The following is a 12,534-nucleotide window of genomic DNA, read 5'->3' on the forward strand; positions in this document are numbered from 1 at the left end:
TCCTTCAAAAGCCAGAACGCCCCTCCACACCCGGCGCGGGCTTGTGGAGGGGCGTTCCCTAGTGCCTGTCTAGAGACCGACTGCGGTAACCCCGTATTCGGCCTCGGCCTGGGTGAAGCCGTCAAAGACGAGCTGGTCGATGAGCGAGCTACGCGAGAACGGCATCACATCGAGATAGCTCTGTGCCTTCTTGGCTGCCTGCTCGTTCCAGTCTGCGCCGAGCTTGTCGACTCCGTAGGTCGCGTCCTCGGTGCTGTATCCCTCGAACTCAAGCTGACCGATGAGGCCTGTGCGAGAGAAAGGCATGACTCGCAAGTAGTTCTCGGCGGCGCGCGCGGCGTTCGATTGCCCCGCGGTTTCGGCAGGGGCGGCCGGCGCTGCAGGCTCGGCGGGTTCTTCCGAGGGCTCAGCTACTTCGATGGTCTCGTCGTCGGCTGGCTCTTCCGCGGCGACGGAGGGCGTGACATGGCGATCGAGGTCGCGGGCCGCGTTGATTGCTCCGACTCCGGCAACCAAGGTGATGGTGGTCAAGAGGGATGTCAGAACGGCGACCGCGCCAAGGATGAGCCCGGTGAGAGCCATGCCCTTGCTCTGTTGCTTCTTGAGGGCGAGAACCCCGAGGACGACGGCGGCAGCCCCGGCGATAATGCCCCAGAACGGTGCGAGCCCGGACAAGAAGGCGACGATGCCAACCACGAGGGCGGTGATTGCGAGAGCGCTCGACTGCGTGGCGGAAGGTGGCGGGGTACCGCCTGGCGGCGGGGTCGGGGCAGGTGTCGGAGTAGCGTCAGGCGGTGGGGGTGTAAGGGGTTGTTGTGTGGCATCGGGCATGCTCATGCGCACATTCTCGCGCCGCTTCAAATGGCCCGGCGACCCCTAGTGAGGGGGCCGGTAGGCTAGACCCCGTGGCTCTCACCATCGGCATCGTCGGCCTGCCCAACGTCGGCAAGTCCACCCTCTTCAACGCGCTCACTAAGAACACGGTGCTCGCGGCGAACTACCCGTTCGCCACGATCGAGCCGAACGTGGGCGTCGTGAACCTGCCCGACGAGCGCCTCGGCATCCTCGCTCAGATCTTCGGCAGTGAGCGCATCCTGCCCGCCACGGTGAGCTTCGTCGACATCGCGGGCATCGTGAAGGGCGCCTCGGAGGGCGAAGGACTCGGCAACCAGTTCCTCGCCAACATCCGAGAGGCGGATGCGATCGCGCAGGTCGTGCGCGGATTCGACGACGCGGATGTCGTGCACGTGGCGGGTGCGGTGAACCCGCAGGACGACCTCGAGGTCATCACGACCGAGCTCGCGCTCGCCGACCTTCAGACGCTCGAGAAGGCGATCGTGCGGCTCGAGAAGGAGGTGCGCGGCAAGAAGGCCGACCCCGCGGTGCTCGCCGCGGCACAGGATGCCAAGGCCGCTCTCGATGCCGGCACACCGCTGTCGCGCGCGACCGGCATCGACCTGAGCCTGCTCAAGGAGCTCGGGCTCATGACGGCGAAGCCCATCATCTACGTGTTCAACGTCGACGAGGCGGTGCTCACCGACGACGCCCGCAAGGCCGAGCTCGCCCAGCTCGTCGCGCCCGCGAAGGCCGTGTTCCTGGATGCGAAGGTCGAGTCGGAGCTCATCGACCTCGACCCGGAGGATGCCGCCGAGCTGCTCGCCTCCACCGGCCAGGACGAGTCGGGCCTCGACCAGCTCGCCCGCATCGGCTTCGACACGCTCGGCCTGCAGACCTACCTCACGGCGGGCCCGAAGGAGGCGCGCGCCTGGACCATCCGCAAGGGCTGGAAGGCTCCTCAGGCGGCGGGCGTCATCCACACCGACTTCGAGCGCGGGTTCATCAAGGCGGAGGTCGTCTCGTTCGAGGACCTCGTGGCCGCCGGCTCGCTCGGCGAGGCCCGCGCGCGCGGCAAGGCCCGCATCGAGGGCAAGGACTACGTGATGCAGGACGGCGACGTGGTGGAGTTCCGCTTCAACGTGTGAGTCGCCTCACCGCACGGTCATGCCTCCTGCAGCCGTCGGCCGCACGCACTTTGACGTCGATCGCGTGGATACGTCATGTTTGCACGATGGCCGAGCTGCTTGTCGAGATCCACGTCCCGCTCACCCCGAGCGATGTGCCCGAGGGCGAGTACCCCTTTCCGTGGATCGACTCCGCGATGGAGTTCCTCTTCGAGCTCGACGACTCCCGTGGCGAGATGTACGACGACGGGGAGGAGCTCGGCGACGAGTACCTGTTCTTCGTTCACGCCGGCTCGGAGTCGGACCTGCTCTCGATCGCTCGCGAGATCGCGCGTCTTCCCGGGATGCCCTTGGGCGTGTACGCCACGGTGACCGACACCGAGGCCGACATGGGCGGTGGCCGCCGCGTCGATCTCGACTGAGCCTCGCCGTGCCGCGCGATGGTCTCGGGCGCCAGCGTGCTCTAGGTTTTCCTCATGTCGATGCAGGCCCCAGCGACGAGCGGTCCCGAACCCTACGCCATCGATCCCGCCGGGCAGATGAACGCACCGCCGCGGTCGCGCGGGCTGGGGCGGGTCGCGATGTTCCTCGGCCTCGGCGTTCTCGCGGGTTCCGTGCTCGCATCCGTGCTCATGGGGTTCGCGGCGGCGCCCTATGCGATGAGCGGACCGATGGGGTTCAGCGTGAATCTGCAGCTCGACCCGAACGACTCGGTCGAGTCGACGCTCGTGGTGCTCGCCGTCGCACACGTGCTGCTCGGCACGCTGCTGGGCGTGTGGGCGCTCACGCAGGGCATCGTGGCGATCGTCACACGACGCGGCCGCGGATTCGGCGTCGTCGCCCTCGTCGCGGCGACGCTTGCTCCCGGCTTCTCGCTCGTCATCTACATCGCCACCGCCTTGGCCAACGCGCCGCGCTGACACACGCTGCGAGCACCGCATCCGACGCCTCACCTTCCCGGTTCCGCGTCGAGGTAGGCGTCGTTCAGCAGCTGGAACATGAGGTGGTCGCGCCACTTGCCGTTGATCTCGAGGTACTTCGGGGCGAGGCCGAGTATCCGATCGCGCACGACTGCAGGACTCGCAGCCTACGCACGCCGCGCCCCCGCCGGTCGACCGCGACCCGCCGCTCGATAGCCTGAGAGGGTGTTCTGGCAGAGCGATCGGGGCCGAAGTGCGCGCGCACTCGCGGCCGAGACCTGAGCGCCCATGCCCTTCACCCTCGCCGAGCCGCACTACAGCGAGCTCGTCATCAAGAAGAGTCGCTTCCTCGGATGTGTCGAGCCGGTTTCGGGGCGCGACGAGGCGCTCGCGCGTGTGGCCGAGCTGCGGCAGCAGCATCCTGATGCGCGGCACGTGTGCTGGGCGCTCATGGCGGGCGGGCACTCGGCGGCCAACGACGACGGCGAGCCGGGCGGCACCGCCGGTCGCCCGATGCTCGACGTGCTGCGGCACCAGGAGCTCGAGGGCGTGCTCGCGACCGTCGTGCGCTACTTCGGCGGGGTGAAGCTGGGCGCGGGCGGCCTGGTGCGGGCGTACACGGATGCCGTTGCCCAGGCGATCTCGGACGCGCCGCGCGTTCCTCTGGTGCGCACGCGCAGCATCCGGGTCACCGCGCCGTACGCGCTCGAGGGGTGCTGCGCCGCGAGATCGAGGCGCAGGGTGCGGCGTTGATCGGCGTGCGGCATGGCATCGCGGTCGAACTGACGATCGAGCTCGGCGAGGATGCCGTGCCCGCCTTCGCCGCGCGCGTGGGCGACATCTCGCAGGGCGCCGCCACGGTCGACGGGGCCTGATCCTCACCGAGACGACACATTCGACCCGAAACCCGCGACGGGATGGGTGCGAACTGCCGTCTCGGCGTCACAGGTCACGCGCGAGCGTCGTTCGCCTTACTGAGGCGCACGATCAGCGCGTACATGGGGTCCGGCGCGGGTTGCACGCGACACTGGACGCATGCCTCTCTTCGACCATCTCGTCGTCACCGTCAGGGATCTGCAGCGCGGCGTCGAGCAGTTCGGCCCGGTGATGGCGGCGCTCGGGCTGCCCCGCACCGAGGATGCGAGCGGGGTCTCCTGGTACCGCGAGGGTGAGACGGAGTTCGGCCTGCTGCCGGCGCGCGAGCCCGACTCCGGGCCCCACCAGCACGGCCGGGTCGGGTGGCAGCATCTCGCCTTCGCCGTCGACTCGCGCGACGAGGTCGACCGCCTGCACGCGGTCGCCGTCGCCGCGGGCTGGAAAGTGGTGCGCGCGCCGAAGCCGTACCCGCGCTTCACCGAGCGGTACTACGCCTCGTTCGTCGAAGACGACAACGGCATCCGCATCGAGTTCATGTACAACCCGCCGCACTGAGCATCAATCCGGGGGATGCCGATCAGACCGACGCCGGGCCGTCCTCCGCCGACAGGCGCGGCTCCACACGGCGCTCGGGGTGGAAACCGGCCTTGTCGGCGTAGAAGGCGCGGATGCGGTCCATGTCGGCCGGGATGTCGCCGGTGAGCGAGAGGGTCGGCCCGAGCCCCGTGGTCATGGTCGTGCGGTCTACGTAGCCGAGCGTGACGGGCATGTCGGTGTCGCGCGCGATGCGGTAGAAGCCCGACTTCCAGCGGGTGTTGCCGCCGCGGGTGCCGTCGGGGGTCACGACGAGGCTGAAGACCTCACCCGCGCGGATCCGCGCCACGATCTCGTCCACGACGCGGCTCGCATCCGCACGGTCGACCGGGATGCCGCCGAGCGCGCGCATGATCGGCCCGCGCCAGCCCGCGAACAGACTCTTCTTCCCCAGCCAGCGGAAGTCCACGCCGAGCTTCCATGCGATCGCGAGCATGAGAACGAAGTCCCAGTTGGAGGTGTGCGGGGCGCCGATGAGCAGCGTGGGGCGGGTGGGCGCCGGCTCGGTGACGAGCTTCCATCGGGAGAAAGTCCAGAAGATCCGAGCGATGAGGCGACGCATTCGGCCACGTTACGTCGCGACCCATGGCGGGCACGGCATCCGTTGTCGAACCCCGCCGCCGGTTGTCGATACGCTTCCCTCACAGCCGCATCCTGGAGGAACGACATGGCCACCACACCCGCGAAGAAGTCAGGCGCCAAGAACCCGATGACCCCGGATTCCGATGCCACCTGGAAGCCGACCGCCGAGGCGAAGAAGAAGGCGACCACCCTGCGGATCGTGGCGATCGTGCTGTGGGTCGTCGCCATCGCGGGCGAGGCCGTCGGCATCTTCTGGCTGCTGCGCCAGCGCCAGGCCGCACAGACGGCGGCCGACACGACGACGCTCGAGCGCGATCCCGAGACGGGGCTGCTGGTGCAGGGGTCTGTCGACTACGAGTTCCCGCAGTGGGCGCTCATCACCCTCATCGTGCTCATGGTCGTGATCGCGGCGCTCTCGATCACCGGTTCGTTCCTCTGGAAGAAGGCGAACCGCCTCGACCCGGCGTCGAAGAAGGACACCGTGCGGTTCTTCGTGCAGAACCAGCTCGGCGCGATCATCGCCATCGTCGCGTTCCTGCCGCTCATCATCATGGTGTTCCTCAACAAGGACATGTCGAAGGGGCAGAAGTCGCTCGCGGGCATCGTCGGCATCGTGCTCGCGGTCGCCGCGGTCGCCCTCGGCATCGACTTCAACCCGTCCTCGACCGAGCAGTACACGGCCGACCGTTCGGCGGTAGTGCAGCTGCTCGGCGAGGACCACGTGTACTGGGTGGCGGGTGGCTCGGTCTACCACGTGTGCAACGAGGTCTCCGACATCCAGAATGCGAGCACCGAGCAGGCCGACGGCACGACCTCCGAGGCGGTCGCCGCGGGCAAGAACCGTCTGACGCTCGAGCTGCGCTCCGAGCTCAACGCGTGCGGGCTGCCCGTGCCCGAGAACGTCGACGAGATCGTGGATGCCCTGCGCTCGATCCAGGGCGGTGACGACGCCACGCTGCTGCCGCAGCCGGTCTACGCCGACGGGGTGACCCCGCCGCTCGACCTCGGCTGAGCCGGCGCCTCTCGCCCGCTGACATTCCCTCTATCGCACCTGGAGTTCGCTCACTAAGGTGAGCCGTATGACCGCGGTGCGCGTGTCAACGGGATCTCTTCCGGGGTGGGAAGAGGTAGACCGGCTCGTGGTCGAGGCCCATCGGGATGCGCTCGAGACGCACGAGGGCGAGGTCGCCACCTACATCCCCCGGCTGGCGTCGGTGGATCCCGAGCTGTTCGGCGTGAGCGTCGCCGAGGTCGACGGCGCCGTGCACACGGCAGGCGACGCCCACGCGACGTTCTCAATCCAGTCGATCTCGAAGGCATTCGTCTACGCGCTCGTGTGCGAGGAGCTCGGGCACGACACGGTGCGCGAACGCATCGGCGTCAACAACACCGGGCTCGCCTTCAACTCCGTCATGGCGATCGAACTCAACGACGGCCACCCGATGAACCCGATGGTCAACGCAGGGGCGATCGCGACGACCGCCCTCGTTCCCGCGCGCTCGACCGACGAGCGCTGGGAGCGCATCCAGCGCGGACTCTCGGCATTCGCGGGGCGCCGCCTCGAGCTCGACGGCGAGGTCTACACCTCCGAGGCAGACACCAACCAGCGCAACCGCGCGATCGGAATACTCCTCCAGGCCTATGGGCGCATCGACGCCGACCCGCTCGCCGCGGTCGACGTGTACACGCGGCAGTGCTCCTTACTCGTGAGCGCGACGGACCTCGCCGTCATGGGGGCGACGCTCGCCGACGGCGGCGTGAACCCCGTCACCGGTGAGCGTGTCGTCGCGGCATCGGTTGCGCGCGACACCCTCGCGGTGCTGGCATCCACCGGACTGTACGAACGCTCGGGGGAGTGGCTGTTCGAGATCGGTCTGCCCGGCAAATCGGGGGTCGCGGGTGGCATCGTCACGGTCTCGCCCGGCAAGGGCGGCATCGGCGTCTTCTCGCCGCGCCTCGACCGCGTGGGAAACAGCGTGCGCGGGCAGCGCGCCACGCGCTTCCTCTCCCGATCCCTCGGACTCGACGTCTTCGCATCCGACACCCACGAGCACGGACCGTACCCCTACACGAGAGAGAAGGACGGGCGATGACGACCACCGAAACCACGGAGGCGACCACCTCGTGGAGGCCGATGATCGGCCTCTTCCTCGCGCAGATGCTCATGTCGTTCAACGTCGCGGCCCTCCCGGTGTCGATCGGCGGCATGGTCGACGAGTTCGGCGTGCCGCCGACGACGGCAGGCACCGCGATCGTGGTCTACGGCCTCGCGGTCGCCGCGCTCGTCATGGTGGGCGCGAAACTCGGACAGCGCGTCGGCTGGGTGCTGATCTTCCGGATCGTGGTGGCCACCTTCGCGATCTCATCGCTCATGATGCTGATCGGGCCGAGCATCGGGTGGATCATCGCCGCGCAGGTCGTCGCGGGCGCCTCGGCGGCCATCATCGTGCCGTCGCTCGTGGCGCTCATCGCGGAGAACTACCGGGGTCGGCAGCAGGCGACGGCGGTGGGATCACTCGGCTCGGCACGCGCCATCTCGGGCGTCACGGCGTTCTTCATCGGTGGTGCGCTCGGCACGCTCGTCGGATGGCGTCCGGTCTTCGCGGTCGTGCTCGGCATCGCGGTGCTCGTCTTTCTGCTGAGCTTCGCGCTGCGCGGCGACAAGGGAGATCCGGGCATCAGCATCGACCTGGTGGCCGCGGTGCTCATCGGTCTCGCGATCGTGTCGCTCACTCTCGGCTTCAACAACCTCAACGGATGGGGCGTGCTGTCCGCCACCGACGATGCCCCTTTCCACATCGGGGGCGTCTCACCCGCGCCGCTGCTCATCGTGCTGGGCGTCGTGCTCGGCCAGCTGTTCTTCCTGTGGACACGCAGGCGAACGCGCGCGGGCAAGGTGCCGCTCGTGAGCCTCTCGGTGCTCGGCCGCGGCAGCGAACGCGCGGCGGTCTACGCCATGTTCATCGTCGTGATGCTCGAGGCGGCGCTCAACTTCACCGTGCCGCTCTACATCCAGATTGTGCAGGGGCGCACCCCTTCGACACCTCGCTCGCGATGATGCCGTTCAACCTCACCGTCTTCGTCACGGCGACCCTCATCGTGCGGTTCTACGGGCGGTTCAACCCCGAACGATCGGCGTCTTCGGCTTCATCTTGACGACGGCAGCGCTCGTCTGGCTCTCGTTCGTCGTGACCAACAACTGGGAGACGCTGCCGACCATCCTCGGCCTCTTCGTCTTCGGTGTCGGCCAGGGCGCGCTCGTGACGCTCGTGTTCAACGTGCTCGTGACGGCGGCGCCCAAGGAGCTCGCGGGGGATGTCGGATCGATCCGCGGCACCACGCAGAACCTCGCATCCGCGGTCGGCACGGCGGTCGCGGGGGCGCTGCTCGTCGGCATCCTGTCGTGGGGGATCGCGCAGGCCGTCATGGCGAACACCTACCTCCCGCCCGAGCTCACCGAGGAGGTGAGCCTCGAGAACGCCAACTTCGTCAGCAACGACCAGCTGCGTGAGCTCTTGGCGGGTACCGACGCGACCGGGTCGCAGACGGATGAGTTCGTGCGCATCAACGAGGAGGCGCGCCTGTCGGCACTACGCGCCGGCCTGCTGGTGCTCGCGGGCATCTCGGCGCTCGCGATCGTGCCCGCGGCGCGGCTTCCGCGCTACCGGCCGGGCGAGATCCCGGATCCGTCGACGGCATCCGCCGACGAGGCGGGCGAGAGCAAGCGGGCCTAGGTTCCGCTCAGGAGGGCCTCGCGCAGCTCGGGTGACAGGCCGGGAGGATCGTCCACCGGCACCGCCAGGGCGTGCAGTGCGCGCGAGTAGAAGTTGCGGGCGGCCGCCACGAGGGCCACGTCGACGATCTCCTCGTCGGAGAGACCGAGTTCGCGCAGCCGAGCGCTGTCGGCATCCGTCATCGATGCGGAGTCGCCCGAGACCTTCTGGGCGAACTCCATGATGGCCACCTCGAGCTCCGACAGCCCGGCATCGTGGAAGTCGCGTGCGAGGCGCACGAGTTCTGCTTCGTCGATGACCGTCAGGGCGTTCCGGCCGTGCGCGAGGCGGCAGGCTCGCGATCCGATCGCTTGCGCGGCCGCGAGCGTCACGAGCTCATAGCGGCGCAGGTCCATGGTGCGACGGCCGGCGCGCACGAGGGCCTCGAAGGCCCGCTCGGCGGCGGGGTTGTTCGCCATCACCCGCGTGTGCGAGGGCACGTAGCCGAACTTGGCGATATCCGCCGCGTAGAGCTCGGCGGCCTCGCCGGTCACCTCGGACGGTTCGGGGGTGCGGATGATCGTCATGGGGCCTCCCTGCGATGAGCCTGCCACCATGTGCCGGTGCGGGGAAGAGCCGGGCGCTAGCATGAGCCAATGGGCACCCTCTTCTACGCCGACCAGGCGATCGAGATGGACGATCGCACCCTGGCGCATCTCAAGGTCGCCGTGGTGACCAAGCTGCGCCGCGGCGAGAGCTTCACCCTCTCGTGGACGCATGCCGAGGATCAGCCCATCGGTCGAACGACCATCTGGATGCACGAGTCGATTCCGCTGCGTTTCGAGTTCGGTGAGCCCGAAGCACCCCCGCTGCACCGGGAGTGGATCGAGGAGATCCTGCGTTCCGCGAACACGACGGGCGGCATCCAGCTGACGGCCGAGCACATCGAGACCGGACCCACGGCGGTCGCTTCGGCGATCGACACGGTCTAGCGTGCGCTAGCACGTCTTGCCGCGAAACGGAACGGGTTCGCGGCATCCGATACCCGAGCGGAGCATATAGACCGGGGAGACGATGAGAACACTGACCTACGGCGGATCCGAACTCGTCACGACCGATGCTGTGGCCGAGGCGCTCCTCGACTATGTCGTGACGCTGCCGCTCAATCGACCGCCCGAGCCGGTGACGATCCCGGCGCTCCAGCAGGGCCGCCCGGTGACCGCGCGCTTTCTCGTCACCGCGCTCACGCCCTTGCTCGTGACGACGGCCGAGCGCCCGGACGTGCCTCTCGACGGCGAAGCGCACGCGATCGACGTGCTCCGGCACAAGGCCGACCGGCTCGACAGCATCGGCTACGAGTTCCACGGCTGACGCGGCGTGCGCCCCCGCGTGGGATCTCAGCGCGCGGGGTGGTCCTTGCGCTTCACCGAGTTGTCGCGTGACTTCACCGGCTGATCGGTCACCGGATCGTCGGCGAGCACGAGCCCACGGGTGGAGCTGGCCTCCATGACGAGCTCCTCGAGCCACTCCTTATCGATGAGCGGGATGCGGCTGCCCGAGTAGCGGAAGTACAGCGGGATCGCGGTGTCGAGCCAGATCGAGCTGCGCCCGTCGCCGACCGCGGGCGAGTCGCGCCAGCTGAGCATGAACGACTCACGGCGTCGCAGCTTGGCGTTGATCACGAGTTCAAGGTGTGCCAGCACCCGGTCGTCGAACGAGATCTCGATCCCCGAGGTGCCGTAGATGAGCGATCCCACGTACGTTCCCCTCCCGGCGCCCGTGCGCCGCTGCTGCCGATCGTACGATACGCGCGGAGGTTCGATAACCTCCCTCATGAGCGATGCCGCCCCTCCCGCCACGCCTCGGCCGGTTCTCCCCGCATCCGCCTCGCAGCCGATGCCGGTCGACCCGTTCCGCACGGCGACCCTCAGCCCATGGGGGCACGCCGTCGCGGCAGGCCTCGCCGCCGTCGGCATCGCGCTCAACGTGATCGGCGGTGCCGGGTTCCCGGCCAACGCCCCCGTCGAATGGATCATGAACGCGGGCATCACGATCGACCTCGTCGCGGTGTTCATCGCGTGCGCGATCGGCTTCGGGGTCTCGGTGCGGATGCGACCCGCACGCCCGTCGCGCGTCTTCCCCTGGCTGGGGCTCGGCTTCTCGGCCCTGGCTCTCGTGGCCTGGGCGGTGACCTCGCAGGGCCTGTGGGACACGCTGCTCGCCGACGGCCGGGGCCGCTACATGAACGACATCGCTGGCGCGTTCACGCTCGGGATCCCCTGGGCGCTCGGCGCGATCTTCAGCGCCTATGGCGTACGCGGGCGCACCAGGCCGCACCTCAACGCCGTCGCCTTCACCGGCATCGGGCTGTGGGCGGTCGTGCTGCTCGGCGTTCTCGCCTCGGCCCTCCTCTACGCCGCGGATCTCACCGACTGAGCCGGGCGGCATCCGCTAGGCTGGCCCCACAATCGAACATCGGGCCGCATGCGATGCGGGAGAGCCGGGGCCACGCCGCCGGCACCGAAGGAGCAAGCCTCCCCGCCAATCTCTCAGGTACGTGTACCGCATCGACAGGCCGCTCTGGAAAGCGCTTCAGCACACCCCCGCTGATCGTGTGCCGCCGCAGGCGGCGTACCGAGATCATCGGGCCCCAGCCGAGGCCGCCCACGGTGAAAGCGACCAGGAGTCGCGAATCTCTCAGGCACCGATGACAGAGGGGAGTTCCACCGACAGCAGTGATCGGAGAACTCGACCATGACCGATGCTTCGAACGGCGAACGCCGTTCCCGCTCGACGCCGTGCACCGCGCGGCGGGGGCGAGCTTCACCGACTTCGCGGGCTGGCAGATGCCGGTGCGCTACAGCTCCGACCTGGCCGAGCACCACGCGGTGCGCGAAGCCGCGGGGCTCTTCGATCTGAGCCACATGGCCGAGATCCTCGTGCTCGGCGGCGAGGCCCCCGCCGCACTCGACTACGCCCTCGCCGGCCGCATCTCGGCGGTCGAGGAGGGCCAGGCCAAGTACAGCCTCCTGCTGGCGGAGGATGGCGGCATCATCGACGACCTCGTCGTGTATCGCACGGGCGCCGACCGCTTCCTCGTGGTGGCGAACGCCGGCAACCGAGCGGACGCCGTCGCGGCACTGCGTGAACGGGCCGCCGGTTTCGACTGCGTCGTGGACGACGAGTCCGACGACATCGCCCTCATCGCCCTGCAGGGGCCGCGCTCCGAGGAGATCCTGCGGGGCGTCGAGGGCTTCGACATCCCCGAGCTCGACGGACTGCGCTACTACCGCGCCGTCACGGGCGACTTCCGCGGCCACGAGGTGCTCGTGGCCCGCACGGGCTACACGGGCGAGGACGGCTTCGAGTTCTACCTCGATCCGGATGCCGCGCCGGCGCTCTGGGAGGCGCTCGCGGAGACCGGTGCCGGCGCCGGACTCGTGCCGTGCGGCCTCGCGGCGCGCGACACGCTGCGTCTCGAGGCCGGCATGCCGCTCTACGGGCACGAGCTCTCCCGATCGACCCTGCCCCAGCAGGTGGGGCTCGGGCGACTGCCCGTGCTCGGCAAGCCGGGCGGATTCGTGGGTGAGGCGGCGGTCACCGCGGGGCCTGACGCCGACGCACCGGTGCTCGTGGGGCTCGCCGCCGAGGGCCGCCGGGCCGGACGTGCCGACTACGCGGTCTTCGCATCCGAGGATGCCGCCGAGCCGGCAGGCGTCGTCACGAGCGGCGTGCTCTCGCCGACCCTCGGCCATCCGATCGCCATGGCGCTCGTGCACCCCGACCTCCACGAGGTCGGCACCACCGTCTTCATCGACGTGCGGGGAACACGCATTCCCGCCTCCGTCGTGACCCTGCCGTTCTACTCGAGAAAGAAGAACTGATGCC

Annotated in this window: 18 protein-coding genes and 1 riboswitch; of the genes, 14 read left to right on the top strand and 4 right to left on the bottom strand. The window is 69.0% G+C overall.

Features of this window, described 5'->3' with window-relative positions; all coding sequences use genetic code 11:
• Window positions 1-69: 69 nt before the first annotated feature.
• Complete coding sequence (locus QQK29_RS10505; protein ID WP_284300106.1) at window positions 70-696, bottom strand: Ltp family lipoprotein; 627 nt, start codon at window positions 694-696, stop codon at window positions 70-72.
• A 209-nt stretch (window positions 697-905) separates the two neighbouring features.
• Here QQK29_RS10505 and ychF point away from each other — a divergent pair, with 209 nt between their 5' ends.
• The 6 genes from ychF to QQK29_RS10535 all read left to right on the top strand — a co-directional run bounded on the left by ychF (window position 906) and on the right by QQK29_RS10535 (window position 4,312).
• Entirely contained in the window at window positions 906-1,982 is a 1,077-nt protein-coding gene (ychF, locus tag QQK29_RS10510) for a redox-regulated ATPase YchF (RefSeq protein ID WP_284300108.1), read from the top strand.
• 86 nt (window positions 1,983-2,068) lie between these two features.
• Window positions 2,069-2,383 (top strand): hypothetical protein, encoded by a 315-nt coding sequence (locus QQK29_RS10515; RefSeq protein WP_284300110.1) that lies wholly within the window; start codon window positions 2,069-2,071, stop codon window positions 2,381-2,383.
• A gap of 54 nt (window positions 2,384-2,437) precedes the next feature.
• Window positions 2,438-2,881, top strand: coding sequence for a hypothetical protein (locus tag QQK29_RS10520; RefSeq protein ID WP_284300112.1), 444 nt, complete (start codon window positions 2,438-2,440; stop codon window positions 2,879-2,881).
• Window positions 2,882-3,169: 288 nt separating this feature from the next.
• The gene (locus QQK29_RS10525; RefSeq protein ID WP_284300114.1) at window positions 3,170-3,634 is read left to right on the top strand and encodes an IMPACT family protein; all 465 of its coding nucleotides are present in this window, start codon (window positions 3,170-3,172) and stop codon (window positions 3,632-3,634) included.
• 5 nt (window positions 3,635-3,639) lie between these two features.
• The gene (locus QQK29_RS10530; protein WP_284301949.1) at window positions 3,640-3,756 is read left to right on the top strand and encodes a hypothetical protein; all 117 of its coding nucleotides are present in this window, start codon (window positions 3,640-3,642) and stop codon (window positions 3,754-3,756) included.
• Between the two features lie 160 nt (window positions 3,757-3,916).
• Entirely contained in the window at window positions 3,917-4,312 is a 396-nt protein-coding gene (locus QQK29_RS10535) for a VOC family protein (protein WP_284300116.1), read from the top strand.
• Between the two features lie 22 nt (window positions 4,313-4,334).
• Here QQK29_RS10535 and QQK29_RS10540 read toward each other — a convergent pair whose 3' ends face one another.
• Window positions 4,335-4,913, bottom strand: a complete 579-nt coding sequence (locus QQK29_RS10540; protein ID WP_284300117.1) for a 1-acyl-sn-glycerol-3-phosphate acyltransferase — start codon at window positions 4,911-4,913, stop codon at window positions 4,335-4,337.
• A gap of 105 nt (window positions 4,914-5,018) precedes the next feature.
• Between QQK29_RS10540 and QQK29_RS10545 the strand changes: the two genes are divergently transcribed.
• The 4 genes from QQK29_RS10545 (at window position 5,019) to QQK29_RS10560 (ending at window position 8,667) form a co-directional block, all read left to right on the top strand.
• Window positions 5,019-5,945 carry a hypothetical protein gene (locus tag QQK29_RS10545; protein WP_284300119.1) on the top strand — a complete coding sequence of 309 codons (927 nt, stop codon included), beginning with the start codon at window positions 5,019-5,021 and terminating at the stop codon, window positions 5,943-5,945.
• A gap of 67 nt (window positions 5,946-6,012) precedes the next feature.
• Window positions 6,013-7,026, top strand: a complete 1,014-nt coding sequence (gene glsA, locus QQK29_RS10550; protein WP_284300121.1) for a glutaminase A — start codon at window positions 6,013-6,015, stop codon at window positions 7,024-7,026.
• Window positions 7,023-7,991, top strand: coding sequence for an MFS transporter (locus QQK29_RS10555; RefSeq protein ID WP_284300123.1), 969 nt, complete (start codon window positions 7,023-7,025; stop codon window positions 7,989-7,991). The genes glsA and QQK29_RS10555 overlap by 4 nt, the downstream gene beginning before the upstream one ends.
• Window positions 7,992-8,085: 94 nt before the next feature.
• A complete protein-coding gene (locus QQK29_RS10560; RefSeq protein ID WP_284300125.1) occupies window positions 8,086-8,667 on the top strand; it encodes an MFS transporter in 582 nt (193 codons plus the stop codon).
• Here the strand turns inward: QQK29_RS10560 and QQK29_RS10565 are convergent.
• Window positions 8,664-9,233: a carboxymuconolactone decarboxylase family protein gene (locus tag QQK29_RS10565; protein WP_284300128.1), complete on the bottom strand. Its 570-nt coding sequence runs from the start codon at window positions 9,231-9,233 to the stop codon at window positions 8,664-8,666. The genes QQK29_RS10560 and QQK29_RS10565 overlap by 4 nt on opposite strands.
• 69 nt (window positions 9,234-9,302) lie before the next feature.
• On the opposite strand from QQK29_RS10565, the gene QQK29_RS10570 reads away from it, so the two are divergent.
• Both QQK29_RS10570 and QQK29_RS10575 read left to right on the top strand, forming a co-directional pair.
• The gene (locus tag QQK29_RS10570) at window positions 9,303-9,638 is read left to right on the top strand and encodes a DUF7882 family protein (protein ID WP_284300130.1); all 336 of its coding nucleotides are present in this window, start codon (window positions 9,303-9,305) and stop codon (window positions 9,636-9,638) included.
• A gap of 82 nt (window positions 9,639-9,720) precedes the next feature.
• A complete protein-coding gene (locus QQK29_RS10575; RefSeq protein ID WP_284300132.1) occupies window positions 9,721-10,017 on the top strand; it encodes a hypothetical protein in 297 nt (98 codons plus the stop codon).
• Between the two features lie 26 nt (window positions 10,018-10,043).
• Here QQK29_RS10575 and QQK29_RS10580 read toward each other — a convergent pair whose 3' ends face one another.
• Window positions 10,044-10,403, bottom strand: coding sequence for a DUF7882 family protein (locus QQK29_RS10580; protein WP_284300134.1), 360 nt, complete (start codon window positions 10,401-10,403; stop codon window positions 10,044-10,046).
• A 76-nt stretch (window positions 10,404-10,479) separates the two neighbouring features.
• Here QQK29_RS10580 and QQK29_RS10585 point away from each other — a divergent pair, with 76 nt between their 5' ends.
• Both QQK29_RS10585 and gcvT read left to right on the top strand, forming a co-directional pair.
• Window positions 10,480-11,082 carry a hypothetical protein gene (locus QQK29_RS10585; protein WP_284300136.1) on the top strand — a complete coding sequence of 201 codons (603 nt, stop codon included), beginning with the start codon at window positions 10,480-10,482 and terminating at the stop codon, window positions 11,080-11,082.
• A gap of 46 nt (window positions 11,083-11,128) precedes the next feature.
• A riboswitch (glycine riboswitch) is annotated at window positions 11,129-11,221 on the top strand.
• Between the two features lie 160 nt (window positions 11,222-11,381).
• Window positions 11,382-12,530, top strand: a complete 1,149-nt coding sequence (gcvT, locus tag QQK29_RS10590) for a glycine cleavage system aminomethyltransferase GcvT (RefSeq protein WP_431308681.1) — start codon at window positions 11,382-11,384, stop codon at window positions 12,528-12,530.
• Window positions 12,531-12,534 lie beyond the last annotated feature (4 nt).

Origin of the sequence: Homoserinibacter gongjuensis, from assembly GCF_030161875.1 — a bacterium.
Taxonomy (GTDB): Bacteria; Actinomycetota; Actinomycetes; order Actinomycetales; family Microbacteriaceae; genus Homoserinibacter; species Homoserinibacter gongjuensis.